This is a genomic window from Rohdeia mirabilis (assembly GCA_007750655.1).
GTDB lineage: Bacteria > Planctomycetota > UBA1135 > UBA1135.
Map to the genome: position 1 here is coordinate 1,171,571 of CP036290.1, position 25,658 is coordinate 1,197,228.

Sequence of the window (25,658 nt, forward strand, 5' to 3'; positions counted from 1 at the left end):
GCCCGGCCGCCGGGTCCCTCTTGCCGAACTTCGCCGTCGAGTGCGACCCGTCAACCGCACCAGCGGTAGCCGAGCCCACGCACGGTCCGCAACAGTCGCTGGGATCCGCTCGTGCCCCCGTGGAGCTTGCGCCGCAGCGCCACGACGTGGACGTCGACGGTGCGGGCGCAGGCGCGCGACTCGCGCCCGCCCCAGACCACTTCCAAGATCTCGTCGCGCGCCACGACCCGATCGCTGTTGTGCATGACGTGTCCCAGGATCCCGGCCTCGAGGGGCGTCAGGTCCAGGCACCGGTCGCCCCGCTCGATCTGCATCCGACCCAGGTCGACCACGAGGCCCTCCTCGACCTCGACCCGCTCGGGGGCCGTGCCGACCTGCACCGAGCCGTCGCCCGACTCGCGCGGCGGGAGGGGGCCGCCGTGCCCGCGGACCGTCGCTCGCGGGCCGTTCGAACGCGCGGCGCCACGGGTCGCTCCGTTCAGCCGGCGGACGTGGGTCCCCACGGAGGCGAGGATTTCGGCGCCGGTGGCTCCGCCGTCCAGGACGTGGTCCGCACCTGCGTCCATCAACGTCGCGCGCAGCCCGTGGTCCGCGCGTTCGACGAGGATCACGAGTCGTGCGTCGGCCTGGCGGGCCGCGATGTCCTCGACGAGGCTCCGGTCGCCGGGCGCGTCGAGCTCGAGCACGATCACGTGGTCGTGCCCGTCGATCCGTTCGTGCACTCGGTTCGGGTCCGTGTGGCGAACGCGGGCGCAGCCGTCGAGTCCGAGCAGGTCCCGCTCGAGTCGCTCGGCTCGCGAACGGTCGCGCAGGGCGACGAGGACCTGGGCACCCCGTTCGTTCCGGGCTCCGTCTCCGAGCGGCGCGCGCTCGTTCGAAGGCGTGGTCGCGTCCGCGGTGGTTCGTGCGCCCGACGCTCCGCCGGGTGCGTGCCGCGCGGCTCCTGTGCCGTGCGGCTCACTCCTTCGCGCTGCACCGTCTCGCGCCGCACCGTCTCGCGCCGCACCGTCTCGCGCTGCACCGTCTCGCGCTGCACCGCCGCGCACGTCACTGGCGCGCTCGTTCCCTCCCGCGTGGCGGGCCGTGTCGCTGGACGTCGACGGGCCCGGCGGGGGAGCGACGCGCGGGTCGCGTCGCGCGTCGCGTGAACGGAGTTCGACCACGGGCGCCGAACCGAACGGATCGGTGGGCGACGTGGTCGGACGTGTGGGTTCGTCCGTCTCGAGGGGGTGCTCCGGCGACGATCCGGAGCGCGACAGGGGGCCTTGCATGTGGGGGCGAGTGGGGGACCGCGACGGACCTAGGGCTGGGCGGCGAAGCGGTTACCGCTGCGGTTCGGGGATCGCTGCATCCACACGGCGAGGCAACGAAGAGTGGAGCACCGAAGGGTGAGGCATCGAAAGGAGGGCGACGCCGGGAGGGCGACGAAGTGGGCTTGGCGTGGGCCGTGCGCGAACGCGCTCGTGCGCGGGACCGCCGGGCGATTCCGCGCAGCTCGAACCGAGTGCCCGAAGTCGAGTGCCCGAACCGGGGCTGCGCTACGCACGGACGGTTCGAGGCGTGGAGCCGTTCTCGCCGTTCTCCGCGAAACGCACCGCGGTCGCCGAAACCTGCTGTTCTCCGCGAGGTGGACAACGCAGAAGGACGTTCCTGGTTCGAGCCGCGGTCGACACACCTGGTCGAGCACTTCCCCGAGCACTTCACGTTGTCGGGCCGTGCAGTGTCGGGCCGTGCAGTGTCGGGGCGTGCGGTGTCGGGCCGTGCGAGAGCGAGCCTCCAGCAGAACCGCGCGACCCAACACCGTCTGAACGGTCCTGGGTCGCGCGGCTCCGTGCCGACGGGTCGCGGGGCGTGTTGCGCCTCAGCCGACGAAGCGTTTTCGACAGATCGCCTTGAACATGCCGAGCGCCGTGCGCGACACGTGTAGAAGACTCTGCGAATGCTTCGACTCCCCGCCCAGTCGAGCGCCGTAGTGGACCGGGATCTCGATCACGCGCAACCCGCGCTGGTAGGCGGCGCAGATCATCTCGGGCGAGAAGGACGGACCGGGTTCGCGAGTGCCTTCGCGGATCGACTTCCAGGCCGACGACCACAGGGCGCGATAGGTGCAGCCGACGTCGGTGAGGCGCGGCTCGTGCGGCAGGTACCAGAACAGCTCGAGCAGCTTGGCCATCGCCACGTTCCCCCAACGCAGCAGCTTGTGCATGTTCGCTCCCTGCTCGACCATCTGCCGCGTCGTGCGCGTCCCGAGGACCATGCGGCAGTCCTCGAGATAGAAGAGGAACTTGGGAACGTCGGAGGCGCGGAACGACCCGTCCGCCTCGGTCAGGATCAAGATGTCGGCCGCGGTCGCGACGCCGTGGTCGAGACCCGCGCGCAACGCACAGCCGTAGCCCGCGGCCGATTCGGCGATGACTTCGGCGCCCGCCTCGCGCGCGCGCTCGGCCGTCGCGTCCTTGCAGTTGTTGTCGACCACGATGACGCGGTCCACGTGCGGCTCGTCGAGGAACTCTTCCACCACACCCGCGATGGTCCCCTCCTCGTTGTAGGCGGGGACCACGACGGCGACGTGCTTGCCTTGGAACATGGTGGAGCGAGCGTTCGGGAGGGGGGAGTCGAGCGAGAGCGGAGAGCGGCGTGGCCGTCAGCGATAGAGTCCGCGCATGCGCCGCACGCGCACGCGCAAGAGGTCGAACAGGGCGCGCGTGGCGGCGGACACCACACGCACTTTCGTGTCGTCCTCGTGCTTCCAGCGCACGGGCACCTGGGCCAGACGCAGACCCTGTTCGCTGATGATCACGACCAGTTCGGCGTCGAAGGCCCAACGGTCGAGGGTCGAGCGGGAGAACACGGCGCGGGCGGCGTCGCGGCGAAAGCCCTTGAAGCCACAGGTGAAGTCGTGGACGCCGGGGACCAGGAGCAGCTGGGTCAGGAGCGTGAAGCCCTTGCCGAGCGTCTCGCGCAGCCAGGGTTGGTGCCGCTCGATCCGGCTGCCCGGCGAGCGGCGGTTGCCGAGCACGGCGTCGTGTCCGCTCTCGAGCGCGGCCACGAGCGGGCCGAACTCCTCGAGCGGCGTGGACAGGTCGGCGTCCATGAACACGGCCAGGTGTCCGCGGGTGGCGAGCATCCCTTCGCGCACGGCGGCGCCCTTGCCGCGGTTCTGCTCGAATCCGAGCACCACGAGGCGCGGGTCGGCGGCGGCGAACGCGTCGAGGATGGCGCGCGAGTCGTCCCGCGACCCGTCGTCCACCGCGACGATCTCGAAGCCCGTGCCACCTCCGGATCGCTCCTTCGGTCCCGCGCCGCCGAATCCCTGCTCGTCCAGGAAGGCCACGAGCCGGCCCAGGTTGCGTTCGAGCACCTGGCCCTCGTCGTAGACGGGAAGGACGACGGAGAGGTACGGCTCGACCCCCTCACCGAGCGAGGGGGCCGTTCCAGGGGGGGGAGAAGCGGACATGGCCGCACCTAGTGTGACCCGTGGAACGGGGTCCGTCACCCGGAGCCGCGAAACTTGGTCGCTGGGTTGGGCCGGCGCCGCTACTCGGCCGGCTTGCGCAGGACCGCCCAGGCCGTCGTGGGTTCGTCGGCGCTGTAGGCCGTGACGAACTCCCAGCCCTGGCGCGCGACCCAGTCGTCCAGGTTCGCCCGCGTGACCTCGACACCGTGCCAGGTGTCGTGCTCGTCGCCCTGGTGCGTCCAGCGCTCGGTCTTGACGAGGAATTTGAAGACCCCGCCGGGGACCAGCACGCGATGGGCCTCGGCCACGTAGCTCTCGATCACGCCCAGGTCCGGCACGTGTTGGAACACGGCGTGCGAGACGACCACGTCGATCGATCCGTCGATCAGGGGGGCGAGCGTCGTCCCGTCGCCCACGTGCAGGTGGATGTTGTCGAAGCGCGCGAGGAACTCGGTGCCCTGCTCGATCATCCCGGGCGCCACGTCGAAGCCGTGGACCTCGCGGAAGATGACCGCGAAGAAGCGCAGCATGCGCCCGATCCCGCAGCCGATCTCGAGGATCCGCATGTCGGGCCGCAGGTAGGGGTGCAGTTCCTCGAGGATGCGGTACGCGTCGCGGCAGCCCGACAGGTCGAAGGCGATGCCCTCGGACTCGCGGTCGGCGATGTAGTACCGCGCGTTCTCGCGGGCGCGCTGGTCCCACTCCGTGCGCATGCGCTTCGCGACGTCGTCGTTCACGGCTCCAGTATCGCACCTTCGGCGGCGTCGGGCGCGACCGACCTCGTGCGCGCGACGAGCGACCAGGCCAGGAGTCCCACGAGCACGCCCCACGACAGGATCAGGAGCCCCGGCCAACCGAAGGGCCGATAGGTGAAGCGGACCGTGCGCGCGCCGGCCGGTACCTCCACGGCGCGCCACAGGAATCCGGCGCGGTGGACCGCTGCGGGCGCGACGTCCCCTTCCGGTCCCGTGACCGCGGCGCTCCAACCGGCGGCCCAGCGCTCGGTGACGAGGATCCAGCCGTCGGTCGCGGGCGGGCGCAGGAGCTCGAGTTCGAGCACGCGCGGCTCGAACCGCTCGACGGCGAACGGGACGCGGTCGAGGCGCGCTGCGGTCACCAGTTCGGCCGCGTCGGCGCCCAGTTCGGTCGGCGGCGCGTCCGCGTCGTGCACCACCAGTGGCACGTCGCCACCGGCCGCCGCCGCCGTGAAGGCCTCGAAGGTGGCGTCGTCGTCGGGCAGGTGGAGCGCGGCAGCGGCGAAGAACACGCGCTCGCGACCGAGCGCCTGGTCGAGCAGAGCGGGGAAGGCCGCGAGCTGGTGGTGGCGCCGGTTGTTGAGCGCCGTGTAGCCCGCCAGCACGTTCTCCTTGCCCGGCAGGTTGGCCGAGTCGAACAGGGTGCCGACGGGGTTGGCGAAGTCCTCCGCGAGAGCGGCGGTGTCGCCGGCGAGGAGCGCTGCCGTGCGTTCGGGAGCGATGGTGAAGGCGAACGGATCGCGCTCGAACCCGGTCTGCGCGACGTCGTCGTCGACGGCGTCCACCAGGCCCACGTGGTGCGCGTCGAGTGCGTCGCGACGCTGGGCGTCCTCCATCACGAGTGGCCGACCGACGAGCAGCGCGAACGCGGCACCCCCGGCGGTCAGAAGTGTGAGTGCACCCGTCGCGCGCCGCCGATTCGCACCGGCGGCGAAGGCCACGGCCAGCGTGGCGAAGGGCGGAACCGCGAAGAGGAGGACCGGCGTCGACGCGGTCAACTCCGGCAGCACGACCAACGCCGCCGCGGTCGCCGCACCCGCCACGGTCGCGACCGCGAGCGCCGACCGGCGAACGGCCCGCGCGTCGATGCGGCTCGCTCCACGCGCGGCCAGCACGGTGAGCGCGAACAACAGACCGACGCGGAAGAAGGCGCTGTGCCGGAAGTAGCGCAGGGGCGGCAGGAGGTCGTAGGCCCAGGCGCGCAGGGGCAGCGCGTGTCCGAGCGCGAGGCCCAGGGACAGGAGCCCGAGCGCGAACAGCGCCGTGTTGCGCCGCGACCTTCGCACCCCGACGAGCGCGATCCCGGCCAGCACCCATACGGCCAGCCCGGCGTTGGCGCCGACCGAGGACGGATCGGTGATGGCGAAGGGGTCCGACGCCGGTCCGTGCGCGGCGGCGGGGGCGACGACCGGGCTCGCGAGACTGAACAGTGCCAGCGGTTCGAGGGGATTGGCCGCGGCCGGATCCTCGGCGTTCCAACCCGTCGCGATCTCGCGCGACAGCGCGCCGGTGCGGCCGCTGAAGCCGGAACCCTCGGCGAAGAACGCGGCGTAGCTCGGCGCCAGCACCGCCAGCCCGGCGACCACCAGGATCACGAGGCCACCGGCCGCGCGCGGAACGCTGGTCTCAGGCGACTCGCCGCGCACCGGCGGGATCAGGCGCACCAGGCACCAGCCCGCGAGCACCATCGCGCTGACGACGACGAGTCCCGGATAGCCGGCCAGACCCGACAGGCCCCACCAGCCACCGGCGCAGGCCGCGAGGCGCGCGAACTCGCCCGTGCGCTCGGCCGACAGCGCGCGATCGAGGCACCACACCGCGAAGGGCAGGAGCGCGAACACGTGCATGAAGCAGGTGTGTCCCGCGTGGCCGACGAACGCGCCGTTGGTGCACCAGGCCAGCGCCAGACCGTACTGCGCCCAACCCGGCGCGCCGAGGTGCTGGACGAGGCGCGCCATGCCGACGGCCGACAGGCACCAGGTCGCGATCCAGAACCACACGAACGACGCGCTCGTGCCGCCGCCGAGCCAGCCGATCGCGACCGCCAGCGGCGACAGGGCGCCGATCTGGGGTTCCGCGCCGTCGGGCGAGCCGCCGTTGGTCCACGGGTTCCAGAGCAGGAGCTCTCCCGCGCGCGCGAAGTCGCCCACCAGCATCTGGTAGGGCATGTGGAAGAGCGTGGCGTCGCCGACCGGACCTGCTGTTCCGACGACGAGCGGCCACAGCAGCAGCACGAGCGTCGCCGCCGCCAGCCAACCCGCCGCGCGCTCCATGCGCGAACGCGGCGCGTGGGGTCGGGCTCCGGTGGGTGCGGCGTCGATCGGGATCATCGTGGTGCGTGGCGTCACGCGCTGGAGCGCACCCTACCCGGCGGCGCGTTCCGACCCAGCGCCCGGCTACCCTGGCGCGTCCTCATGGCGAACCCGTCCACCGAATCCGACCCGGCGCCGACCGGTCGCGAGGCTCCGGCCTGGCTGGCGCTCCTGGTCTTCCTCGCCTGTGCGTTCGTGCCGCTGCGCGAGGCGCTGCTCGATCCGAGCGGACGGGCGCTGCTGGCGGTGGACACCGTCACGAGCCAACTGCCCTGGTCGGCCCACCTCGCCGAGCAGGGGCTCGAGCCCGACGTGGCCAACGCCGAGCTGTCCGACCAGGGCACCGTCTTCCATCCCTACTACCGCTGGGTGGTGCGCAGCTGGCTGGCGGGCGATCCGCCCCTGTGGAATCCGCACGTGTACCTGGGCGCGCCCGCGCTCGGCAATCCCCAGGCGGGCGTGCTCGATCCGCAGGTGCTGGTCCTCGTCCTGTTCGAGTGGTTGGCGGGCGAGCCGGGATTCGCGCTGGGACTGGCGCTGACGGCCTGGCTGCGGCTCGGACTCGGAGCCTTCGGCGCGTTCCTGCTCGCGCGCCGGCTGGGGCTGTTCGGCAGCGCGTCGTGGCTGGCGGGCTTCGGGTTCGGCTTCTGCGGCTTCACCGTCCTGTGGCTGAACCACCCGCTCGGGCACGTGCCGGTCTTCCTGCCGTGGCTGCTGCTCGGCGTCGAGGCGATCGCGCGTGCGCGGCGCGGCGGTGGGTCGGCGGTGCTGCCGTTCGCGCTGCTCGCGCTGACGAGCGCGGCCTGTGTCCTCGCGGGCCATCCGGAGACGAGCTTCTACGTCTGCGCGTTCGTCGGCCTGTGGTGTCTCGTGCTCGCACGCACCCAGCGCGCGGCCGGACTGCTGGCCGCGGCGGGACTCGTGCTCGGAGCCTGCTTGGCCGGTCCGATGCTCGTGCCGTTCCTCGAGTACCTGGGCGACTCGGCCGCGACCGCCGTGCGCGAAGGACAGCGGTCCACGTTCGCGGACATCGATCTCGTCGGACTGTTCGCGGCCGTCGCCGTCGTCGCCACCTGGATCGCCACGGGCGCGCGCCGCTTCGGCGGCCTGTTCGAGCGGCGCGCGACCCTGCGCGCCGGACTGCGCATCGGCGCGCTCGCGCTCGGCGCACTCGTCCTGGGCTTCCGCGGCCTGCCGGAGGGTGCGGTCCTCGCCTTCGTGCCCGGGCTGTTCGGACGGCCCGACGAAGCGGGTGGCTACCTGGGGCCGGGCTCGTACCTGGAAGAGGCGAGTCTCTTCGCGCCGCTCGCGATCGCGGCGCTGGCGCTGGCGTCGATCGCGCGCGGCAGCGGTCCGTTGCGCGGGCGCGGCGTGTTGATCGTGGGCACGGCCCTCGCGTGGTGGTTGGCCCAGCGCGCACCGGGTCTGCTCGAGTTGAAGCAGCAGATCCCCAAGATCGGGCTCGGCGCCACGGTGCGCCTGGCACCCGTCGCGGCGCTCGGGATCGCGCTGCTCGCCGCCGAGGGCTGGCAGGTCTCGAAGCGCTCGGGGCGCGTGCTCGGCATGGTCGGCGTGCTCGCGCTCGCGCTGGTCGTCGGCCCCGTGTCCCAGTGGGCGCGCAGTACTGCGCCGCCGCCCGCGCCTTCGGTGACCGCGCTCGAGACCGCCGGACTGGTGGTCGTGCCGCAGGAACGCACGTCCGCGCGCCGGATCGAGTTGGAGGGCTGGTACGACCCCGAGCGCGTCCAGCGGGTCGGCGTCCGCTTCGTCCCGCAGCGCACCGACGCGGTCGCGATGGGCGGCTCGGGCACGTCGCTCGATCTGTTCGACGCGCCGTCGGCCACGGCGCGCGCGCGGTTGTCCGCGAATGACGTGCGCGTGCCCGACGACGTCGCGGAACGCGCGCGTTGGTTCCGCTCCATCTACCTCGACACGTCGCGACTCTCGCCGGGGTGGTGGACGATCGAACTCGCGCTCGAGGATCGCAGTGGCGCGGTCGAGCACGTGCCGGTCACGCGCATCGACGTGGTGCGACCCGTGCGCTTCTCCTCGGGCTTCCTCCTCGGTCTCGCGCTGTGGGCGGTGCTGCCGTTCGCCTTCCGCCGCTGGGCGCGGATCCTCGTCGTCGGCGGCATCGCCGTGCGCCTGATCGGTTTCGCGGAAGGCCTGAACCCGGCCATCGACGCGCGGCGTGTGTTCCCCGAGACGGCGACCGAGAGAGTGTTGGCCGAAGCGCCGCCGGGGACGCGCTTCATGGGCGGGCCGGGCGTGATGCCGCCGAACTCGGCGATGGTGCGCGGGCTGTACTCGTTGCGCGGCTACGACGGTCTCGAGCCGCTCGGCTACTTCAACTTCGTGCCCTACGTCCTCCTGCCGGGCGTCCATCCGATCCTGGGTTGGAACGCGCGCGGCGTCGACGTGAGCAGTCCGCTCTTCCGACTCACCGGCGTGCAGCGCCTCGCGCTCGCCGAACCGTTCGCCGCGCCGGGTTGGACGTTGGTCGCGGGCCCGGACGCCGGTGCGCCGCGCTTCGCCGAGGTCCACGTCTACGCCGCCGACGAGCCGCTGCCGCGCGCCTTCTGCGTGCCACGGGTGATCGGCCTCGACGACCTGGTGTCGCTCGTGAGGTCGGGCACGGGCTTCGACCCGCGCGCGGTCGCGAGCATCAACGGCGACTGGCGCCCGCGGACTCCGATGCAGCGCGCGGAAGTCGGCGCGCCGCGCTCCACGAACACGACCGTCGAAGTGGACGTCGCGCTCGACGGCGACGGACTGCTCGTCCTGACCGACATGATGTTCGCGGGCTGGGAGGCGGAGGTGGACGGCGAGCGGCGCGAGCTCGAGTACGCGTACGCCGTCTTCCGCGGACTGCCGCTCACCGCCGGCGAGCACCGCGTGCGCTTCGTCTACCGACCCGCGTCCCTGCGCGCCGGTGCGGCGCTCGCGAGCGTGGCCTTCGGACTCGCGCTGCTCGTGGGTCTGTTGGCCGCGCGCACGCGACGCGGCGGTGGACAGGAGGCGCGGCCGTGATCCGCATCGACTTCGTGGGCTCGGACCACGCGCCGCTCGTCGGAGCGGTCGGGGCCCAGGCGTTCCACGAGGCCTTCGGGCCGCGGAACACGCGCGCAGACGTGAGCGCGCACGTCGAGTCCTACTACGCCCCCTGGGTGATCGAGCGCGAGATGGCGCGCGACGGGGTGCGCTACCTGCTGGCGCGCGACGGTGAACGCGCCGTCGGGATGGCCAAGCTCGCCGGTGATCCGCCGTCGAGCGATCCGAGCGTCGTTCTCGTCGATCCGACCCTCGAGGAACGCGCTGGGCCCTGGCTCCAGGTCTGTCAGCTGTACGTCCTCGAGAGCGCCCGCAGCCGCGGCGTCGGCGCCCGCCTGATGGAAGCGATGGTCGCGGAGGCGCGCGCGCGCGGCTGCCGCGGACTGTGGCTCGGCGTCTGGTCCGAGAACCCGCGCGGGATCGCGTTCTACCGGCGCCTCGGGCTCGCGGTCGTGGGGGAGGCGGTGTTCCAGCTGGGCAGCGATCCGCAGCGGGACCACGTCATGGCGCTGCGCCTGGGCGAGTGACGCGGGCACGGGGCGGCTCGGGGTCGCGCCGTGTGCATGCGCGCGCCGGGTGCTTGCTAGTGTACCGGCCATGAAGACCCTGCTCCTGTCGGTCGTGTCCCTGGCTCTACCCGCCGCGGTGTCCCTCGACGTCGAGATCGCTTTCGACGTCTCGGAGGGGACGACCGCGGTCAAGTCGCTCTCCTACTCGAGTTCGCTCGAACTCGTCGGCGGCGCGATGGTCGTGGACGGCGAGGAGGATCCGATGCCGGACGACCTCGTCATGACGCTCGAGCACGAACGCTCGCTGTCGGTGCGCGACGTCTACGGCAACAGCGAAGGCGGTCGGCCGCTGACGCTCGTGCGCACGATCGAGAGTCTCGACGACGCGCTCGAGGCCTCGATCGACGAGGGTGGCGAAACGCAGGAGGTCGAGGTCGTCCTCGAGAGCGCGCTCGTCGGTGAGGCCCTGCGGTGGACGCGCGGGGAGGGCGGCGAGTACACGGTCGCAGCGGTGGACGAGGAGTCGGAGGTGAAGGACGCCTGGCTCGAAGGCCTGACCTTCGATCTCGACGGTCTCGGCTTCCTGCCCGAGTCCGGCGCCGACCTCGGCGAGGGCTGGACCGTTCCCGCGGCGAACCTCGTGCAGATCCTGGCGCTGGGCGGCGACGCGCACGGCATTCCCGTCGAGGACGGGGACGACATCGGCGTCTTCATGCTGCGCACGGTGGCCCTCATGCCGCTGTTCGGCGAGGCCGAGGGCGACGCCGAGTTGGCGCTCGGTGAGTTCGACGCGGAGACGGGTCTCCAGACGATCGCGCTCGAGGCCGAGATCTCCACCTCGGTCGACGCCGCCGACTACCTGCGCCGCCTGTGCCGCGAACAGGAGTTCGACGAACTCGAGTCGTTCGAGGAAGTCATGGTGTCGAGCGCGTTGACGATCGAGGGCAGCTTGGTCTGGAACACGAAGCTCGGGCGCCTCGAGCGTTTCGATCTCGACGGCGAGATCGAGCGCGAACTGACGATGTCGGCCGAACAGTTCGGGATGGTCATGGAGATCGTGCTCGAGTACGAGGGCGAGGCTTCGTGGGAGTACGAACTCGAGACCGAGTGACCCGAGGATCGCAAGCAGCCATGAACGACCACACCTTCGATCGGCGCACGCTCCTGGGCGCGGGCCTCGCAGCCGGCGCAGCTGCGGGCATCGGCCCGGTCGCCGCCGCTGCTGGCCAGGACGACGAATCGACGCGGCGCCCCTTCGCACTCGACTTCGCGCCGCACTTCGGCATGTTCCGCCACCACGCGGGTGACGACCTCGTCGATCAGCTGCGTTTCGCCGCCGACGAGGGCTTCCGGGCCTGGGAGGACAACGGGATGATGGGCCGCGACGTCGCGACCCAGGAACGCGTGGGCGCCGCGCTGCGCGAGCTCGGAATGCGCATGGGCGTCTTCGTGCTCGACGCGGACTTCGGCACCGCGCGCTACGTGAACGGCGACCGCGAGGCGCGTACCGCCCTACAGCAGCGCTGTCGCGAAGCGATCGAGGTGGCCGAGCGCGTCGGTGCGAAGTGGGTCACCGTCGTGCCCGGCCGCTACGACCAACGGCTCGAGTGGGACTACCAGACGGCCAACTGCATCGACACGTTGAAGGCCATGTGCGAGGTGCTCGAGCCCGCGGGTCTCACGATGGTGCTCGAGCCGCTGAACGCGCGCACCGACCACCCCGGCCAGTTCCTGACCAAGATCGCGCAGGGATACCTGCTGTGCCGCGCCGTCGACTCGCCCGCCTGCAAGATCCTCGACGACCTGTACCACCAGCAGATCACCGAGGGGAACCTGATCCCGAACATCGACCGCGCCTGGAGCGAGATCGCCTACTTCCAGGTCGGCGACAATCCGGGACGCTGTGAGCCCACCACCGGCGAGATCGCGTTCGAACGCGTCTTCGCGCACCTGCGCGACAAGGGCTTCGACGGCGTCGTCGGCATGGAACATGGCAACAGCCGCGGTGGGGTGGAGGGCGAGCGCGCCGTCATCGACGCCTACCGCTCGGTCGACCCCGTCTGAGTCCGTCGCGCCCTCGGCCACCGAACTTCCGTACCTCCGAACGCCCCTCTTCGATCCCCCCATGAAGTCGCTCCTCGTCGCTCCTCTCCTGTTCGTCGTCGCCAGCTGTGCCGGTCCGCACCACCACGGCGGTCACGGGCACGCGGATCTCACGGTGGCGACGCCCTTCGATCCGGCCTTCGAAGCTCCGTGGATGCTCGCGACCGAGCGCATGCGCCTCGAGCCCCTGCGCCCGGCCGTGGCGAAGCTCGACTACGACGGTTTCATGTCGAGCATCCCGCACCTGCAGAACGCGCTGCGCTGGGGGAGTTGGCCGAGCGAAGGCTTCGAGCTCGCGCAGAACGAGAAGGACCTGCAGCGCCACTGGGACGAGTTCGGGCGCGGGGAAGCGTTCGCGTACACCGTCCTCACGCCCGACCGCGAGCGTTGCATCGGCTGTGTCTACGTCAATCCGGTCGAGGGCTCCCCGCGCGCGGCGGTGGTCAACTACTGGGTCACGGCCGATACGCTCGACGCCGACTTCGACACGTACCTCCTGGCCGAGGTCTCGAAGTGGTTCGAGGAGCGTTGGCCGCTCGACCGCGCCGAGTTCCCGACGCACCGCGAGTACACGCGCGGGTTCGAGGTCGCCGACCGCGCGGGCCTGAACCCTCCCGACACGCTGGTGGGGGACGACGGCGAGGAGCTCGGCCGCCCCGCGCCCTACTGGAGTCGCTGACGACTCGGCAGCGGCGCGCGCCTCGCGCGTTCCGACGCCGCCAGTGAATCGCGGCCCCACGAACGGCGTACGAGACCCGCGCGGACCGTTCGCGCTCGACCATCCAACCCCGACCGTCACGCTGCGATGACCACCTGGAAGCTCACGACCGACACGCTCGTACTGGACATCAAGGGCCTCGACCAGATCTGGTCGCTCAAGGGCGCCGTGACGCTGAAGCGCGCGTCGATCCGGGCCGTGTCGCGCTTCGACGGCGAGCTGCGACCGCCCTTCTGGAAGATGCCCGGTACCTCGATCCCCGGCGTCATCGCGGCCGGCACGTACTACGGCGACGATCGGAAGGAGTTCTGGATGTCGCGCTTCGGTCACGAAGGCGTCGTCATCGACCTGGACGGGTCGGGTCCGTACACGCGCGTGGTCGTGGACGTCGAGGACGCCGAGGGGCTGTTGGCCGCGCTCGGCACCGCGACCTGAAGGCCGTCGTGACGCGCGGCTCGGCTCAGGTTCCGCGCAAACGTTGGCGGAAGTGCAGGCTGGACGGTGCGAGTCCTTCGCGTTCGTAGAAGCGGTGTGCGTCGCTGCGCTCGCGGCGCGAGTCGAGGTGCAGTTCCTCGCAGTTGCGTTCGATCGCGCGCCGCCGAACCTCCGCCAGGAGCGCGTGTCCCACACCGCGCGAGCGCCGCGTCGGATCCACGATCAGGTCGTCGACGTAGCAGTGCTCGCCCCAGGCCAGCTTGGCGCCGTAGCGGTAGCCGACGGCGCCCACCGGACGGTCCTCGCTCCAGGCCACGAGCAGGTGGAATCCGTCCGCCCGTTGGGCCGTGACGCGCTCGACGAAGCCGTCCTCGTCGAGGTGGGGACGCAGTTCGCGCACGAGGCGATAGCAACGGCGCAGGTCGGCCTCGTCGCTGACGTCGCGCAGTTCGATGGGGATGGGCTGTTCCGTCACGGGCTCAGGGACTCGGGTGCTGCGCGGTCGATCGGTGTCGGCCACTGGTCGGGCGGCGGTGAGGTGTTCGCGTGGTGCGCGCGGTGCGGCGCGCGCGGCCACGGACCGACTATGCTGTCCGACACCATGGCAGACCTACGCGGATCCGAGGAAGACACTTTCGACGTCTACGAAGCGCCGCGACGCGGCATGTCGAGCGGGTTCAAGGCCGCGCTGATCGGTTGCCTCGGCTGTGGAGGCTGTCTGGGCCTCGCCGCCGTCCTGGCCCTCACGTTCGGCGCCGGGCTGGTGCAGTCCTTCATGGACTCCGCGCAAGTGGCGAACGAGTTCCTCGAGGCGGTGGGTGAGGAGCGCTTCGACGACGCCTGGATCCAGGTCGATCCGGCGGCGTTCGATCGCGACGCGTTCGACGCGGCCATGGCGGAACTCTCCACCCGGCGCGCGACCTGGGGCAAGGAGGTGCGGGCCGAGCGCACCCAGATGACCAAGAACACCCACAACGGTCGCACCGCGTTCCACTTCGGCTTCGCGATCACGTACGAGGGCGATGGCGCTTACACCGTCGAGGGCGGAGAGCCGGGCGAGGTCGTCGAGGTGGACCTCGAGTTGATCGAGGTCGACGAGCAGTGGAGGGTCAGCGGGCTGCGTTGGGCCGATTCCGGAAGTCGGAGCATCGAGCTCGGCACGCCGCCGGAGCCGCGCTAGTCGCTCGTCCGCGCCCGCTCGGCTCGAGCCTTCACCGTGCGCCGGTCGAGCCCCAGCGCGCGCGCCGCACCTTCGTACGTGCCGACGTGGTCGTACACCTGCGCGCAGTAGCGATCGAGCAGCTCGTCCGCCGTCAGCTCTCCGGCGCGCACCGCGTCGCCGAGTGCGTTCGAACGTGAGCGCGCCTCGCCGTCGTTCGCGAGCGACGGCCGATAGGTGCCGCGCACCAGGTACGAACGCACGCACTGTTCGAGCTCGCGGAAGTTCCCGGGCCACGGATGGTCGAGGCCGAGGTTCGACTCGATCCACCGACTGACCTCGGCCGCCAGCTCGCGCGCCTCTGCCGTCTCGCCCGCCGTGCGTTCGCCGACGAGTTTGGACGTTGCGAAGTTGACGAGGTGCTCGAGTTCGCCGGCGTCGCCCGCGATCAGGTCGCGCAGGGCGGGCGTCTCGATGCGGTCGGCGCAGATGCGGTAGTAGAGATCCTCGCGAAACGTGCCGCGTTCGATCTCGGCCGCCAGATCGCGATTCGTGGCGCTGACCAGTCGCCCACGGAACCGCCGCGGTTCGTGCTCGCCGATGCGTTCGAACGCTCGCGTCTGCAGCACGCGCAGGAGCTTCACCTGGATCTCGGCGTCGATCTCGCCCAGTTCGTCGAGGAAGACCGTGCCGTAGCCGGGGCAGCGTTCGAACCATCCCGCGCGATCTTCGAGGGCGCCGGTGAACGCTCCGCGCCGGTGCCCGAACAGTTCGGACTCGACCAGGTTCGGCGACAGGCTCGAGATCGCGAGCGGGAGGAACAGTTCGCCCTCCTCCAGCACGAACGCGCTCTTGTCGACGTCGAACGGCACGTGTCCCGAGCGACCGATCGCCGCCGCGACCAACTCCTTTCCCGTGCCCGACGGTCCGGTGACGAGCGTCGGCACTTCGACCATGCGGTCCTGCAGACAGCGGCGGTAACGCAGGAGGTCGTGGGTGAAGACCGACTGCCAGATCTCGGCGCGTAGGCGGACCGCCGCTTCCGAACGCCCGCCGATGCGCACGAAGACGTTGTGGAAGCAGCGCGCGATCTGCACGAGCAGCGCGAGCAGGCGCGGAGCGTCCTCCTCGGGCAACAGCCGCGCGTCGCCGAGCCTGAGGTGCTGTTCGGTCTCGCGCTCGAACTCGGCGAACCAGGGCGCGCGCACGCGCGCGACCGGCTCGTCGAGGGCGAGCGCCACCGCGGTCATCCGGTCGTGGAAGCGGTGGTAGAGGACGAAGACGGCGAGGTGCCCGCACAGCTCGAGCTCGCTCGCGTCCGCGCGCTTCCCGCCCGCCGCTCGCGCCTGCAGTCGCGCGAGCAGTTCGGCGCTGCGGGCCAGGAGCGTCCGGGTGTTGGGGTCCGGTTCGAGGTCCGGCCGCGGCGCGCGCGCCAGTCCCCAGGGCACGAACGCGTCGCCGAGGGCCCGGCGTTCGAGCTCGACCCGCTCGGGCAGGAACGGGTTCACGAAGGCCAGGTCGCGGAAGCACTCGCACTCGCGGCGCTCGGCGGGGGTGAGGAGGGCCATGGGCTGGGGCGGGGTCGATGGGAAGAGCGCACCGGCGTGCTGTGCATCGAATGTACAGGCGCTGTGCATTCGATGGCTGGCGGCGTCGGCGGCGGCCCGCTCGACTCGCGATGGATCCGCTGCAAGGGGTTTGCAGGAAGTGACTTACCGCCTGGGCCCGCCCGGTGGCACGGCGCGCGCATTGGCGCCGCCCGTCGCGCACCGGCTCCCCGGTCGCGCGGCGCGGTCGGCCCCGATGGTCGGGGCCGCTGGGCGGCGGGAATCGCCCCTCCCGCCGCCACTTCCACCGCCCGCCCTTCGACGCCCGGGCCCGGAGCCCGAGCCGCGAGGCACCCAACGATGCTGATCCTCCAAGCCTCCGCCGTCCTCCTCGCCGCCGACCTGGTCTCGGGCCTCGTGCACTGGGCCGAGGACACCTTCTTCACCGAGTCGACGCCCGTGATCGGTCCGTCCGTCATCGCGCCCAACGTCGAACACCACGAACGCCCGGCCGCGATGCTCGGCAAGGGCTACTGGGACAGCAACGGACAGCTCCTCGCCATCGCCGCGGCCCTCGTCGCAGGGGCCGCCGCCCTCGGCCTTCTGACCTGGCACGTGTGGCTGTTCGCGCTGCTGGCCGGCAACGCCAACCAGATCCACAAGTGGGCGCACATGCCCCGGCGGCGCGTGCCGGCGGTGGTTCGCGGCCTCCAACGCATCGGCCTGTTCCAGTCCGTGCGGCACCACGCGCGCCACCACAGCGGCGCCCGCAACAGCCACTACTGCACGACCACCGACTGGCTCAACCCGCTGCTCGATCGGATCCGGTTCTGGCGCGCGCTCGAGTGGGTCACCGTGCCGATCCTGGGCGCTCCGCGGCGCGCCGACCTGGTCCGCTGAAGCCCGGACCCGCATCCGGACGAACAGGCTCCGGGGTCCGATCGGGCCCCGGAGCGCCATGGAACCGAGCTGGGACGACCTGACCGCGCCGGACGACGAGCCCCTCGTCTACCGCTGCGCGGAGTGCGACGCGGAGCACCGCGGGCTCCCGGACCTCGCGTTCCGCCTGCCCGACGACGCCTTCGCGATCCCCGAGGACGAGCGCCCCGCTCGCCTGCGCAGTTCGAACGACCTGTGCATCGTCGACGGCGAACGGCACTTCGTGCGCGCGGTCCTGCCGGTGCCGGTGCGCGAGACCGACTACGAGTACTGCTTCGGCGTCTGGGTCGCGCTGGAGGAACCCGACTTCGTGCGCTACCGCGAGCTGTTCGACGAGGACCCGCCCGACGACGAAGGTCCGTACGTCGGCAGCCTGTCCAACGCGGTGCCCGGCTACGACCACGACGTGCCGCTCGCCACGAACGTGCACCTGCAACCGGACGGCAAGCGGCCGCGGCTCGAGCTGAAGCCCAGCGGACACGCGCTCGCCGTGCATCAACGTCAGGGCATCGACCTCGGCGAACTGCTGCGGATCCTGAAGCCGTACATCGAACACGCCGACCGGTACTCGGCCGACGGCTGAGCGCGGGCCGCGCGCGTGCGGCGCGAAGTCAGCGTTCCGCGCGCCGCCACAGCGCGACGCCGGCCCCGGCGAGTGCGAGGCCGAGAACGAGCGCCGCGCCCACGAGCCACTGGGCGGTGCGCGCCAGGTCGGCAGGCGCCGGGCCCGACGGGGACGGACCGTGCACGGCCTCGTGCAGGGGCCGGGCCAGCGCGCCGAGGATCCGCGTCGGCGCACCGCTCGAGCCGGAGGCGGACACGACCGTGTTCGCGTCGAGCGTGGCGACGAGTGCCGCGACCACGAGCGCGATCCCGATCGCGACCGCGAGACCGCCCGCGACGGTGCCCGACGCGACGGACCCCGACGCGACCGTGCCCGACGCGCGCGCGTCGGCGGGGCGTCCGGTCCCCGCTCCGCCGCCCGTCGAACCGTCCTTGGTGTGCTCGCTCGTTTCCATCGTGGTGCCTCGGCTCGCTAGGGTGGCGCCAGCGTTCCGCCGGTCCGGCGGTTCAGCTCGATCACCATGCTCACGCGTCCCACCCTCCTGTTCGCGCTCGTCGCGGGGTTTCTCGTGACCAGTTGCGCGGGCCCTCGAGGGGCCGACACGCCCGCGGTCCGCGTCCTGTCGTTCAACCTCTGGCACGGCGGGGACGCGGGCGGCGTCGACGGGGACGGTCGCGGCGTCGCGGCGATCGCGGCGGCGATCCGAGCCTGCGGCGCGGACCTCGTCGGGGTGCAGGAGGCCGCCGGTCGCGCCCCGGCGGGCGGCGACGAGCGGCCCGACCGCACGGTGGAAGTGGCCGAGCTCCTGGGCTTCGAGCACATCGGACTCGCGGGGCGCCGCGCGCTGCTGTCGCGCTGGCCGATCCTCGCGCGCTCGCCCGGCGGCCACGGCGTGCTGGTGGACGCGCCGGGCGGAGCCCTGGCCCTGTTCACCTGCCACCTGGCCCACGCGCCGTACCAGCCGTACCAGTTGGTCGGCATCGAGTACCACGGCGGAGCGTTCCTCGACACCGCGGCCGAGGCCGTCGCTGCCGCGCGGGAGGCGCGCGGCGACCAGGTCGCCGCGATCGTCGCGGACATCGACGCCAGCGGTTGGGACGCGCCCGTGTTCGTCACCGGCGACTTCAACGAACCGTCGCACCTGGACTGGACCGCGGCGGCCGTGGCGGCGGGACGCGCACCGGTCGCCGTCGACTGGCCGAGTTCGGGGGCGTTCGCCGCGGCCGGCTTTCGCGACCTGTTCCGCGCCGTCCATCCCGATCCGGTGGCGCGCCCCGGGCACACCTGGACGCCGCTGACCGCGCCCGACGATCCGACCGACCGCCACGACCGCATCGACCTGGTGCTCGCGCGCGACTCGGCCGGGCGGGCGGTCGTCGTCGAACGCGTGCTCGTGGTGGGGGAGTCGCCGGCGTTCGCGGACCTCGTGGTCGAACCGTGGCCCTCGGACCACCGCGCCGTGCTCGCCGAGTGTCGCGTGGAGTCGCGCGCGATCGCGAACGCCCGACGGAGCGACCACCGATGAACGACACCCTCGACCTGGACGACCGCACGACCCAACGCGTGATCGGTTGGCTCGTGGTCTCGACGATCGTGATCGGGCTGTTGTGGGGGATCTGGTGGGGGCGCCGTCACGACCTGCCGGCGCGAGCAGTCCTGACCGGAGCGGCGGTGACCACCGGCGCCGACGGAACGACGACGCTGCGCTTCGTCGTCGAGCACGACCGGGTCGAGAGGCGCGCTCCCACCGCGTCCGACCGCGAGGACCCGCGCCTGCGCATCGAGCTCGCCCGCGCGTACGGCCCGCTGCGCAACGCCGTCGCGCTGGACGCGTTCGGCGACGAACGCTTCGAGACCGAGGCCCGCGGGGGCAGCCTCCACCAGCGGGTCGGTACGTTGAACTGGATCGAGATCGCGCTCGGACCCGTCGTGCGCGAGAACGAGACTCGGACGGTCGAGTTGGGCTTCACCGCTGGAAGCGGGAGCGGCACGACGCGCGCGGCCGTCGGCGCGCGCTTCGACGTCCCCGCGGGCGTCGATCCCGTCGCTGCGTTCGTCCCGAGCGAAGGGGTGGAGTTCGATCTGCTCGGCCTCGAACCCTTCGAGAGCGTCGAACTCGCGCGCTTCTTCGACGAGCCGATCGTGCTCCGGCTCGACGAGGTGTCGCAGTGAACGGCACCGAATCGCGCCCGATCGCACTGCCCCGCGGCCTCGTGCTCTATCTCGCCGTCGCCGCGGTCGGTCTCGTGTGGAGCGGCATCGGACCCGCCGATCGCTTCACGTGGATCCTCGAGGTCGCACCGGTCGTGATCGGCGCGGCGGTGCTCGTGCCGACCGCGCGGCGTTTCCCGTTGTCGCCGCTGCTGTATGGCCTGCTGTCGCTGCACGCGGTCGTGCTCATGGTCGGCGGGCACTGGACCTACGCCGAGGTTCCAGCTGGCGACTGGGTGCGCGACGCGCTCGGCCTCGAACGCAATCCCTACGACCGCCTCGGTCACCTCTTGCAGGGCTTCGTGCCGGCGATCCTCGCGCGCGAGCTGCTGCTGCGCACGTCGCCCCTGCGAACGGGCAAGTGGCTGTTCTTCCTGTGCGTCTGCGCGCCGCTCGCGTTCAGCGCCTTCTACGAGCTGCTCGAGTGGTGGGCCGCGGCGGCGAGCGGCGAGGCGGCCGAGTCCTTCCTCGGCACCCAGGGCGACGTGTGGGACACCCAGTGGGACATGTTCTGCGCGCTCGTGGGGGCGCTGCTGGCACTCGCGACGCTCGGCCGTGCGCACGACCGCTCGCTCGCACGCCTCGCAGCCTGACCGCCGGGCGCGCGGGGAGCGGACCGCTGGCCCTGGCGTGCCCCGGAGCGAACCGCGTACCCTGCTGCCCCATGAACGCCAGCCACCGGACCGTCGCCGCCCTCGCGCTCCTCGCCGTCTCGACCTCCTGCGTCGCGGTCGCCCCCGGGGGCGGACCGGCGCGCGGAGCCCTCGGCGCCGAGGTTCAGATGTACCCCGCGGGCGTGATCGCCGGTCTGCACGCCCGGACCGAGGTCGGGGCGGGCGAGTTCATCACCGCGCGCATCGCGGCCAACGTCACCGATCGCCGCGACTTCGGCGAGCGCGACGACGAGGAGGGCGCGGGCTGGGGCGGCGGCCTCGGGTACCGGCGCTACTTCGACCAGACCGTGACCGGCCGCGAGGACAGCGGATCGGGCTGGCTGTGGGGCGCGCGCGTCGACCTCTGGGAGCTCGAGATCGATTGGATCGACGGCCCCGGGACGCCCGGCGAGACGCGCGGCAGCACGGACGTGCTGGTGCTCCAGCCCACGGTCGAGATCGGCTACGGCTTCGACCTGTCGAGCGGCTGGCGCGGCGAGATCGTTCTCGCGGCGGGTCTCGAGATCAACCTGGACGAGGACGGCCGCGAGGTGGGCGAAGGCCCGATCGGGCTGATCGGCTTCACGCTCGTCCCTTCGTTCTGAGGTCGGACGCGCCGCCCAGTCCCCGGATCCGGCCCCCGGATCCCGCCCCCGGATCCGGCTCTCGCCACCGGGCGGAGCGGTTTTCTTCCGTTCCGGGCGCTCCAGGCGGGGCCCCCGAGCGTCCGATGGTGCCCGAAACGGCGGTCCTCCCGACGCTCCTGGGCGTTCGGAGCCGCCGTCGCTCCCCATGTCCAAAGTCTTCCACAGCGACGGCACCCTGCGTTCGCGCTTCGAGTGCAAGTACGTCGTCGAGCCCAGCGAGCTGCCGGCGCTGCGCGAGTTCTTCTCCACGTTCATGGAGCAGGACGAGAACACGTCGAACCGCCCGCTCTCGGCCACCGGCGGGCGCGCCTACACGGTCTCGAGCCTGTACCTCGACTCGCCGCGGCTGGCGCTCTACCAGGACACGGTCGACGGCGCGAAGAACCGCTTCAAACTGCGCCTGCGGACCTACGACGACGCGCCCGAGTCGCCGGTGTTCTGCGAGGTCAAGAAGCGCATGGACGGCGTCATCTACAAGCGTCGCGCGCCCGTGTCGCGCACCGCGGTCGCCGCGTTCCTCGACGGCGAGCAGTACGCCCTTGAACGCGAGTCCGACACCGTCGATGCGGCCGAGTTCTCGATGCTCACCCGGCGTCTGATCGCGCGCCCGACGCTGCGCGTGCACTACCAGCGCGAGGCCTGGGAATCGCGCGGCGCCGACCCGGTGCGCGTGACGTTCGACACCGAACTGCGCTACGCCGACTCGCCCAACGGCGAGCTGTCGTGCGAGGACGGCGACTGGCGGCAGACGTACTTGACGAACCCCATCCTGGAGATCAAGTTCACCAACACGTTCCCGGGCTGGCTGGGGAACCTCGCGCGACGTTTCGGCCTCGTGCGCCGGTCGGTCGCCAAGTACGTGATCTGCGTGAACGCCGCGCGCCGCACCGAGATCGGCGCGCTGAGGTACCGCGCGAGCTGAGACGATGAACGTCGAGTTCCAACGCTTTCTCGAGTCCCTGTCGGCGCTCGAGACCAACAGTGCGACCGGGGTCCAGAGTCTGGCCGTGTCGCTGCTGCTGGCGTTCCTGCTCGGTCAGTGCATCGCGGTCGTCTACCGCTGGACGCACGTCGGCGTCAGCTACAGCCGCACGTTCACCCAGTCGCTCGTCGTGCTGACGATGGCGGTGACGCTGGTGATGTTCGTCATCGGCGACAACATCGTCACGGCCTTCGGACTGCTCGGCGCGCTGGCGATCATCCGCTTCCGCAACGTGCTCAAGGACACGCGCGACACCAGCTTCATCTTCGTGGCGCTGGTGCTCGGCATGGCGCTCGGCGCCCAACGTCACGTCGTGGCCCTGTTCGGTGCTTCCGCTCTGCTGGCGGTCATCCTGTACATGCGCGCCGTGGACTTCGGTGCGACCACGCGCTTCGACGGACACCTGTCCGTGCGCCTGCCGCACCTACCGACCTCGGCCGGCGAGATGCAGACCACGCTCCGACGCTTCTGCCGCCGCGTGCGCCAGGTCTCCTCGCGTCACGTGGCCGGTGGCGAAGCGGTCGAGTACGTGTTCGAGGTCCGTCTGCGCGATCGCCAGCGCGGCGACGAGATGGTCGAGGAACTGCGGCAGTACGCCCGTGCGACGGATGCGTCGCTCGTCGTGAGGGATCAGATTGCAGAGATCTGAGAGCGAGGTCCGAGAGAGCGAGCGAGCGCTGCCCCCGCGCCCGACGGGCCGCGTGCGCACGCCGCTGCGCCAGTGGTTCACCGACCTGCGCGGTGGACCGCTCGCCGCGTTCGCGTTCCTCGGTGCAGCCGTCGCGCTGTGGTGGATGGTCATGCACCAGGCGCCCGCGCGGACCTTCGTCGCCATCGTGCGCGGCGACGAGGTGATCCTGCGCGCGCCGGCCGATCAGCTCGTCGACCAGGTCTTCGCGCGCGCCTACGAACACGTCGAGTCGGGCGACGTCCTGTGCACGTTCGACGGCGCGCGGCTCGAGGCCGACCTGGCCGTCGCCCGCGCCGAAGCGTTCGCCCTCGAGGCCGAGGTCGGCGCCGAGTCCGCGCGCATCGAGGCCGAGCGCCGCCGGCTCGCCTTCGACGCGCTCGACCGCGACGAACGGCTCGTCCGCGAACGTGCGACCGACCTGCGTCGCCTCGAGCTCGACGTCGAGGAGCTGCGACTCGACGCGTTGTCGGCGACGGTCGAGCTGGCCGCACTCGAGGTGGACCGACGGCGCTACGAGGTACGCCTCCAGTATCTGGCCGAGTTGCTCGAGCCCGGCCTGACGCCGCGCTCCGAGGCGGCGGAGATCGAAGCGCGCCTGGCCGCGATCGCGGACGAGGTCGCGCGCCGCGAGGAACAGCTCACAGGCCTCGAACGGGCTCGCGAACGCGCCGAGGAACGGCTCGAACTCCTGCGCGACTCGAAGATCGAGTCCACGGCGGCCCTGCTCCCGGCGGACGAGCCGTCGTTGCTGGAACCACTGCGGCGCCGGATCGACGTGCAGACCGCGCTCGCCGCGCGCCTGGCCCTGGCCGCGGACGACCTCGTCCTGCGCGCGCCCGTCTCCGGCCGGATCGACAGCGTCCTGGCCCATCCCGGGCGCCGGACCGTGGCCGACGAGGGCCTGGTGACGTTGGTCGCGCCCAGTCGGAGCAGCACCGGGCGCCACCAGGCCGACCTGTTCCTGCGCGAGGACCAGACCGGAGCGCTGGTGGTGGGGGACCGGCTCGAGCTGGGCGGTGTGGACGTGCTCGCTCCCGACGGCGCGCCGATCACCATCGAGGGCGAGGTGGTGGCCGCGGCGCCGCGACTGGTCGAACTGCCCCAGCGCCTGTGGCTCGACCCGCGCGTGCCCGAACACGGCCACAGCTTCTTGATCGCCCTGCCCGCCGGGACGACGGCCGTGCCCGGTGCGCGGCTGTGGGCGCGGCTCGTGCCCTGACGGGGGGTCTTCGGCGCGGCCGGATCGCGTGCACGGCGCGCGTTCACGGGTGATTCGTTCGGCTGCCGTGACCCGGCCGGTGCCCCGTGGGACCCGCGCGAACGAGGGATCGTGCGAATCCCGCCGAGACCCCCCGATCTCCTCTATAACTGGAGGACGACAGGGCCCGGCCGCGCGTCGAGCTCTGCCCCGTCCCCGACTTCCGACGCCCGAAGTTCGACGCCCGAATGTTCGACACCGTGTCCCACGCCCTGTTCCTCGCGGCCGCCCTCTCGGGGGCGCCGCAGGCTCCTGCCCCGTTCGCCGACGCCGGCGGCACGGCCCCCGACGGACCGAGCGTCCGTGCGGTCGAGCCGCTGACCGTCGAACTGGCCTACCGCGGCTTCCGCACGTTCGAGTTCGAGCTGCCCGACGAGAGCTACGCGCCGATTGCCGACGGCATCCCGATCGCGCACTCCGGAGGCGACGCGTTCGCCGCACGCGTCGAGGGCGGGAAGCTGATGCTCGACGTCGAGGGGAACGGAACCTTCAAGGCCGTCATCGAACCGCCGCCGGCGGGCGAGACGGTCTCGGTCACCCTGCGCGGCACCGACGCCGCCGGCGAGCCCCTGCGCTACACGGCGCGCGTCCGACAGGGCCAGGGCGGCTGGGAGTACTCCTGTTCCGGCGGACTCGTCGGCAACCTGGGAGAGACCAAGATCGTGCTGTTCGACCAGGACCTCGACGGTCTGTACGGCGAGCCTGGCGAGGACGCGCTCGTCGTCGGGCGCGGCCGCGTCGCGACCACGATGAGCACCGTGATCCTCGTGGACGACGCGCTCCACACCGTGCGACTCGTCGCGGGCGAAGGCGCGGCCGCCCACCTCGAACTCACACCCTTCGAGGGCGCGACCGGCACGCTCGACCTGGTCTCGGGTTTCGAGACCAAGGGCAAGGTCCTGTCGCTGCAGGTCGCCGACCGCCGCAACCACGTCTACCTCGACCTGGCCGATCACGACGAGGGCGCGCGCGTTCCCGTCGGGACCTACCGCTTCGACACAGGGCGCCTCGCTTCCGGCGACAACCGCGTCTCGATCGCGTCCGGCCGCATGGAGAAGATCGTCGTCGAAGCCGACGCGTCCACGACCCTGGCCTGGGGCGGCCCGCTGACCGGCGAGTTCACCTACGGTCGTCAGGGCCTCACCTTCCAGTTCGAGCCGGACAAGGTCTGGTACTACGGTCGCGCGGGCGAGGAGTACTACGACTGGACGCCGATCGGAGCCTCGCCGAAGTTCGTCATCGTCGACGCCGAGGACCGTGCGGAACTGGTCAGCGGCGTCTTCCCCGGCACATGATGAGGCTCGGGATTCGTTCCGGTCGCCGTGAGCGTGCCGGCAGAACACTCCTCCGCTTCGTTCGAGATCCGTTTCGAGCAGACCACCTGGGCCTTCGGCGAGGTGCGCGGCGCGCCGCGGACCCGCTGATGCGTGCAGGTCGAGAACGGACCAACGGCGCGCTCCGCGGTCACGCCTCGCGCGTCTCTCGCCCCGGCCACTGCGCCGCTCCCGCCGCCTAGCGCATCCGACCGCCACGCGTTCGGTGCGTGGACCCCGCGACGGTGCGTGCGAGGCCGCCGTTCCGCGCGAACCCGACGGCGCTCGTCCGCGTCGGACCCGTGCCGCGTCCGTTCGCGGCACTCTCCATCCGCCGTACCGTTCGCGTGCTG

The 25,658-nt window shown here is 71.9% G+C and carries 25 protein-coding genes; 17 read left to right on the top strand and 8 right to left on the bottom strand.

The window, feature by feature from the left end:
- Positions 1-50 precede the first annotated feature (50 nt).
- From Pla163_RS18735 to Pla163_RS04420, 5 genes are all read right to left on the bottom strand, one after another.
- Entirely contained in the window at positions 51-722 is a 672-nt protein-coding gene (locus Pla163_RS18735) for a winged helix-turn-helix transcriptional regulator (protein ID WP_419186316.1), read from the bottom strand.
- A gap of 1,139 nt (positions 723-1,861) precedes the next feature.
- Positions 1,862-2,587 carry a glycosyltransferase family 2 protein gene (locus tag Pla163_RS04405; RefSeq protein ID WP_145184156.1) on the bottom strand — a complete coding sequence of 242 codons (726 nt, stop codon included), beginning with the start codon at positions 2,585-2,587 and terminating at the stop codon, positions 1,862-1,864.
- Between the two features lie 57 nt (positions 2,588-2,644).
- Entirely contained in the window at positions 2,645-3,457 is an 813-nt protein-coding gene (locus Pla163_RS04410; protein WP_145184159.1) for a dolichyl-phosphate beta-glucosyltransferase, read from the bottom strand.
- Positions 3,458-3,537: 80 nt separating this feature from the next.
- Positions 3,538-4,194 (bottom strand): class I SAM-dependent methyltransferase, encoded by a 657-nt coding sequence (locus tag Pla163_RS04415; protein WP_145184163.1) that lies wholly within the window; start codon positions 4,192-4,194, stop codon positions 3,538-3,540.
- Positions 4,191-6,542 carry a hypothetical protein gene (locus Pla163_RS04420; RefSeq protein WP_145184166.1) on the bottom strand — a complete coding sequence of 784 codons (2,352 nt, stop codon included), beginning with the start codon at positions 6,540-6,542 and terminating at the stop codon, positions 4,191-4,193. The genes Pla163_RS04415 and Pla163_RS04420 overlap by 4 nt, the downstream gene beginning before the upstream one ends.
- A gap of 84 nt (positions 6,543-6,626) precedes the next feature.
- Between Pla163_RS04420 and Pla163_RS04425 the strand changes: the two genes are divergently transcribed.
- The 6 genes from Pla163_RS04425 (at position 6,627) to Pla163_RS04450 (ending at position 13,340) form a co-directional block, all read left to right on the top strand.
- Positions 6,627-9,554, top strand: a complete 2,928-nt coding sequence (locus tag Pla163_RS04425; protein WP_145184169.1) for a YfhO family protein — start codon at positions 6,627-6,629, stop codon at positions 9,552-9,554.
- Positions 9,551-10,102, top strand: coding sequence for a GNAT family N-acetyltransferase (locus tag Pla163_RS04430; protein ID WP_145184172.1), 552 nt, complete (start codon positions 9,551-9,553; stop codon positions 10,100-10,102). Before Pla163_RS04425 ends, Pla163_RS04430 begins: the two co-directional genes overlap by 4 nt.
- A 70-nt stretch (positions 10,103-10,172) precedes the next feature.
- A complete protein-coding gene (locus tag Pla163_RS04435) occupies positions 10,173-11,195 on the top strand; it encodes a hypothetical protein (RefSeq protein ID WP_145184176.1) in 1,023 nt (340 codons plus the stop codon).
- A 20-nt stretch (positions 11,196-11,215) separates the two neighbouring features.
- Positions 11,216-12,148: a hydroxypyruvate isomerase family protein gene (locus Pla163_RS04440; RefSeq protein ID WP_145184179.1), complete on the top strand. Its 933-nt coding sequence runs from the start codon at positions 11,216-11,218 to the stop codon at positions 12,146-12,148.
- Between the two features lie 61 nt (positions 12,149-12,209).
- Complete coding sequence (locus Pla163_RS04445; RefSeq protein WP_145184182.1) at positions 12,210-12,866, top strand: GNAT family N-acetyltransferase; 657 nt, start codon at positions 12,210-12,212, stop codon at positions 12,864-12,866.
- Between the two features lie 126 nt (positions 12,867-12,992).
- Positions 12,993-13,340 carry a hypothetical protein gene (locus Pla163_RS04450; RefSeq protein WP_145184185.1) on the top strand — a complete coding sequence of 116 codons (348 nt, stop codon included), beginning with the start codon at positions 12,993-12,995 and terminating at the stop codon, positions 13,338-13,340.
- A gap of 25 nt (positions 13,341-13,365) precedes the next feature.
- On the opposite strand, the gene Pla163_RS04455 is transcribed toward Pla163_RS04450, so the two are convergent.
- Positions 13,366-13,815, bottom strand: a complete 450-nt coding sequence (locus Pla163_RS04455; protein WP_419186317.1) for a GNAT family N-acetyltransferase — start codon at positions 13,813-13,815, stop codon at positions 13,366-13,368.
- Between the two features lie 126 nt (positions 13,816-13,941).
- Between Pla163_RS04455 and Pla163_RS04460 the strand changes: the two genes are divergently transcribed.
- Complete coding sequence (locus tag Pla163_RS04460; RefSeq protein ID WP_145184191.1) at positions 13,942-14,520, top strand: hypothetical protein; 579 nt, start codon at positions 13,942-13,944, stop codon at positions 14,518-14,520.
- Here Pla163_RS04460 and Pla163_RS04465 read toward each other — a convergent pair.
- Positions 14,517-16,067 (bottom strand): sigma 54-interacting transcriptional regulator, encoded by a 1,551-nt coding sequence (locus Pla163_RS04465; RefSeq protein ID WP_419186318.1) that lies wholly within the window; start codon positions 16,065-16,067, stop codon positions 14,517-14,519. The two genes, Pla163_RS04460 and Pla163_RS04465, sit on opposite strands and share 4 nt — an antisense overlap.
- 339 nt (positions 16,068-16,406) lie before the next feature.
- Here Pla163_RS04465 and Pla163_RS18740 point away from each other — a divergent pair, with 339 nt between their 5' ends.
- On the top strand, positions 16,407-16,946 hold the full coding sequence (locus Pla163_RS18740; RefSeq protein ID WP_419186319.1) for a fatty acid desaturase CarF family protein: 540 nt from the start codon (positions 16,407-16,409) through the stop codon (positions 16,944-16,946).
- Positions 16,947-17,004: 58 nt separating this feature from the next.
- Positions 17,005-17,568: a DUF2199 domain-containing protein gene (locus tag Pla163_RS04475; RefSeq protein ID WP_145184200.1), complete on the top strand. Its 564-nt coding sequence runs from the start codon at positions 17,005-17,007 to the stop codon at positions 17,566-17,568.
- A gap of 28 nt (positions 17,569-17,596) precedes the next feature.
- Here the strand turns inward: Pla163_RS04475 and Pla163_RS04480 are convergent, their stop codons facing one another.
- Positions 17,597-18,004, bottom strand: coding sequence for a hypothetical protein (locus tag Pla163_RS04480; protein WP_145184203.1), 408 nt, complete (start codon positions 18,002-18,004; stop codon positions 17,597-17,599).
- Between the two features lie 66 nt (positions 18,005-18,070).
- Between Pla163_RS04480 and Pla163_RS04485 the strand changes: the two genes are divergently transcribed.
- The 8 genes from Pla163_RS04485 to Pla163_RS04520 all read left to right on the top strand — a co-directional run bounded on the left by Pla163_RS04485 (position 18,071) and on the right by Pla163_RS04520 (position 25,287).
- Complete coding sequence (locus Pla163_RS04485; protein ID WP_145184206.1) at positions 18,071-19,075, top strand: endonuclease/exonuclease/phosphatase family protein; 1,005 nt, start codon at positions 18,071-18,073, stop codon at positions 19,073-19,075.
- Positions 19,072-19,722 carry a hypothetical protein gene (locus tag Pla163_RS04490; protein ID WP_145184209.1) on the top strand — a complete coding sequence of 217 codons (651 nt, stop codon included), beginning with the start codon at positions 19,072-19,074 and terminating at the stop codon, positions 19,720-19,722. The genes Pla163_RS04485 and Pla163_RS04490 overlap by 4 nt, the downstream gene beginning before the upstream one ends.
- Positions 19,719-20,354, top strand: coding sequence for a DUF2238 domain-containing protein (locus tag Pla163_RS04495; protein ID WP_145184212.1), 636 nt, complete (start codon positions 19,719-19,721; stop codon positions 20,352-20,354). Before Pla163_RS04490 ends, Pla163_RS04495 begins: the two co-directional genes overlap by 4 nt.
- Before the next feature lie 71 nt (positions 20,355-20,425).
- Complete coding sequence (locus tag Pla163_RS04500; protein ID WP_145184215.1) at positions 20,426-21,019, top strand: hypothetical protein; 594 nt, start codon at positions 20,426-20,428, stop codon at positions 21,017-21,019.
- A gap of 187 nt (positions 21,020-21,206) precedes the next feature.
- Positions 21,207-21,983, top strand: coding sequence for a polyphosphate polymerase domain-containing protein (locus tag Pla163_RS04505; RefSeq protein ID WP_145184218.1), 777 nt, complete (start codon positions 21,207-21,209; stop codon positions 21,981-21,983).
- Positions 21,984-21,987: 4 nt separating this feature from the next.
- Complete coding sequence (locus tag Pla163_RS04510) at positions 21,988-22,692, top strand: DUF4956 domain-containing protein (RefSeq protein ID WP_145184222.1); 705 nt, start codon at positions 21,988-21,990, stop codon at positions 22,690-22,692.
- Positions 22,693-22,744: 52 nt separating this feature from the next.
- The gene (locus Pla163_RS04515; RefSeq protein ID WP_145184225.1) at positions 22,745-23,953 is read left to right on the top strand and encodes an HlyD family secretion protein; all 1,209 of its coding nucleotides are present in this window, start codon (positions 22,745-22,747) and stop codon (positions 23,951-23,953) included.
- A gap of 227 nt (positions 23,954-24,180) precedes the next feature.
- Positions 24,181-25,287, top strand: a complete 1,107-nt coding sequence (locus Pla163_RS04520) for a hypothetical protein (protein ID WP_145184229.1) — start codon at positions 24,181-24,183, stop codon at positions 25,285-25,287.
- Positions 25,288-25,658: the final 371 nt, after the last annotated feature.